The organism is Mycobacterium sp. (assembly GCF_032162605.1).
Lineage (GTDB): Bacteria > Actinomycetota > Actinomycetes > Mycobacteriales > Mycobacteriaceae > Mycobacterium.
On the sequence record NZ_JAVROT010000521.1, the window covers coordinates 1 to 3,009 of the forward strand.

A 3,009-nucleotide genomic window follows, 5' to 3' on the forward strand; every position below is an offset into this window, starting at 1 on the left:
CCCAACCCGCCACCGAAAGCCTGCCCGTCTGGTCGAGCAGCAGCCCCCTGCCGTCGTGCATCAGCTCGTAGAGCCTGCCCCGCGCCAACCCCACGTCCCGCATCCGCCGGCCGAGCATCCGATGCCCGTCACCGAAGTCGTAGCGCACCCCAATCGCGGTGATCTTCTCGATCACGTACCGATTCACCTCCTCGAAGTCCATCAGTTCCGACACCAGCCGGCGCACTGCCTGAGCGCCTGGCTCGAGGGACATCAGGTGCATCTGGGCGCGGGTGTTGTCCAGCACGTCGGCGGCCACCGGGTGTCGTTCGGTGTGGTAGCTGTCGAGCAGCCCCTCCGGTGCCCAGCCATCGACTTCGGCCCCCAGTTTCCAGCCGAGGTTGAAGGCATCCTGGATGCCGAGGTTGAGGCCCTGCCCGCCGGTCGGAGGGTGGACGTGCGCGGCATCGCCGGCCAACAGCACCCGGCCGGACCGGTAGCGCTCTGCCTGCCTGGTGGCATCACCGAAGCGCGAGAGCCAGCGCGGTGAGTGCACGCCGAAGTCGGTGCCCGCGACCGACCGAAGCTGGTGCGTGAACTCCTCGAGGGTCGGCGGGACCATGCGGTCCTCGGCCACCCCTTGGGCGGGCACGACGACGCGGTACACCCCGTCCGCGAGCGGCACGGCACCGAACCGCAACTGGGTCTTGCGGACTTCTGCGACGACGCTGTCGATCGTCGCCGGATCCTCGGTCACCTCCATCTCGCCCAGCAGCGTCTCGACCTTGGCGGGCTCGCCGGGAAAGCCGACGCCGAGCAGCTTGCGCACGGTGCTGCGGCCGCCATCGCAGCCGACGAGGTAGCGCGAGCGCAGCTGTGTGCCGTCGGCCAACTCGACGCTCACCCCGTCCGCGTCCTGACTCAGCCCGACCAGTTCGCAGCCACGCCGGATTTCGGCGCCGACCTCGATGGCGTGCTCGGTCAGCAGGCGCTCGGTGGTGGTCTGCGGGATGCCGAGGACGTACGGATGTGCGGTGTCCAACCGGCCAGGCCACGCCTTGGAGATACCCGCGAAGTATCCACCGACCGCATACTGCCGGCCGAGCGCCAGGAACCGCTCGAGCAGACCCCGCTGGTCCATCACCTCGACGCTGCGCACGTGCAGACCGAGCGCGCGGACATACCTGGGTGGCTCCGCCTCCTTCTCCAGCACCAGCACGTGCACCCCATGCAACCGCAACTCGCCGGCCAGCATCAAGCCGGTCGGTCCGCCGCCGGCAACGATCACGTCAATCAAGAAATCCTCCTTAAAGAAGGTCCCTGAGAGCACTGCCTTCCTCAGGTTCTGGCGTCGGGTGGAGATTCTGCGGCACAACCGGGGTCTTGCCGCAAGGCCCCTGGTGCGCTATATCTTGAAGAGGGCAAGGAGTGATCGACCTCCTTGCCCTCGGTTTGTTACGCCGCGGGCTCGATGAAACGCGGAGATCTGTCCTCCCGTGATGGCATCGGTTCCGCGGTAGCCTCGGGCCGTGCCCTCCGGAAGCCCCGCCCGCGCGGTCCGATATGCGCGCCGGCGCAGGCGGCGGATGGCCGAGAAGGAACACGACCTCACCGAATCGCAGTGGACCGCACTGAAGGTGGCATGGGGCGGCTGTGCCTACTGCAGGGCGAACGGGACACCGCTGCAGAAGGATTGCGTGCTCCCCATCTCGCGCGGTGGGCGCTATGAGCTTGTCAACGTGGTACCCAGCTGCCCGTCGTGCAACGCCAGCAAGTGCAATTCCGAAGTAACCACCTGGATGCGGCGTAAGAAATTGGACGAACGGTCCTTCCTAGTCCGTCAGGCCGAGATCAACCAGGTGCTCACAGCCGCACCGGAGTGATCCTCTGCTCGCCAAATCGGTTCTTGCTCATCGGATCTGGTGACCGTCCGTCGACCGACGCACTCGTCAGCTGCGGCCGCCGACGGCGCACTTTACGGGGCGGCCACGGCAACCACTCCATCTGGTGGAAGAACCTCTCCCCCAACGGCGGTGACAGGCCCACCGGTGATCTCGCCGCCGCCATCGACGACCAGTTCGGTTCGTTCGAGAAGTTTCAGGCACAGTTCACCGCGGCCGCCAACGGGCTGCAGGGCTCGGACTGGGCGGTACTGGGCTACGACAGCCTCGGCGACAGGCTGCTGTGCAATTAGAGCGCCGACACCCTGGTTCCCGAGGTGATCAACAAGACGGTGGCGGACAAGACGCCGGGAGCAGTCTGGCACCCGATCAGCGGTGGTGGCCATTTCATTGCCGTGAGTCACGCGAACGACATTCTCGCCCTTGCCGCGAAAGATCTTGCGCCGGCGCCGAACTGATACTCGAAGCGCCGTACCTGGTGGTCGTCGGAGTCGGCGGGGGCGGCAGGTCAACCCCGCGTAGATCTCGTCGAGCAGCGGGACAGCCGCCAGCTGGCGTGGTGACCAACCCTGCGACGACCGGAACGCCGACCTCCGTAGCGACTGCCCTCAGCCGCTTGTCCCTCTTCCAAAGCTGCGCGCCTTCCACAAACGCGACAGATCCGAGAAGGTTGACGTCGACTGCGCTCAAACCCGTGCTCCACGGACGGCGACGTTCAACGAGGTGAAGTGTTTCAAGGTGCGTGACCGTCGGGAACTGATGGAGATTGGACAGCAAATGGTTACCGTCGTCCTCACCAGACACCTCCACACGCATCACTTGATGCACAGAATGATGCCACCAAGGCGCCAGGCGTGGCAGCGGGAGCGCGTCCGGTGAGCCGCCGAGTAAGTCCCTTGCACACGCACTTGTCCTTGTTGCCTGCCCTGTCCCGCTCGCATCGACTGCTATGGCTCCTGGGATACCTGCTTGCGGGCTTGGTGTTGTCTAGACGTTGAACCTGAACTCGACCACGTCGCGGCTTCCCATCAGGACATGCTTTCGCCTGTGCTCCGTCGGTTCATGTCAAATTCGTGCCTCATCGCCATCAGTGCCCTACCGTCGTGAGATGGGGGTTCGGCATTCCGTC

2 protein-coding genes and 2 pseudogenes are annotated in these 3,009 nt (G+C 65.6%); 3 read left to right on the plus strand and 1 reads right to left on the minus strand.

The window, feature by feature from the left end:
- On the minus strand, positions 1-1,276 hold a 1,276-nt coding region (rox, locus tag QOI01_RS28910; RefSeq protein WP_526386577.1), incomplete at its 3' end, for a rifampin monooxygenase.
- A 289-nt stretch (positions 1,277-1,565) separates the two neighbouring features.
- Here rox and QOI01_RS28915 point away from each other — a divergent pair.
- The 3 genes and pseudogenes from QOI01_RS28915 to QOI01_RS28925 form a co-directional block, all read left to right on the plus strand.
- Positions 1,566-1,862: an HNH endonuclease signature motif containing protein gene (locus tag QOI01_RS28915; protein ID WP_526386578.1), complete on the plus strand. Its 297-nt coding sequence runs from the start codon at positions 1,566-1,568 to the stop codon at positions 1,860-1,862.
- Between the two features lie 98 nt (positions 1,863-1,960).
- Positions 1,961-2,164, plus strand: a pseudogene (locus QOI01_RS28920) (superoxide dismutase); the annotation flags it as partial.
- A 9-nt stretch (positions 2,165-2,173) separates the two neighbouring features.
- Positions 2,174-2,338, plus strand: a pseudogene (locus tag QOI01_RS28925) (alpha/beta fold hydrolase); the annotation flags it as partial.
- Between the last annotated feature and the right edge of the window lie 671 nt (positions 2,339-3,009).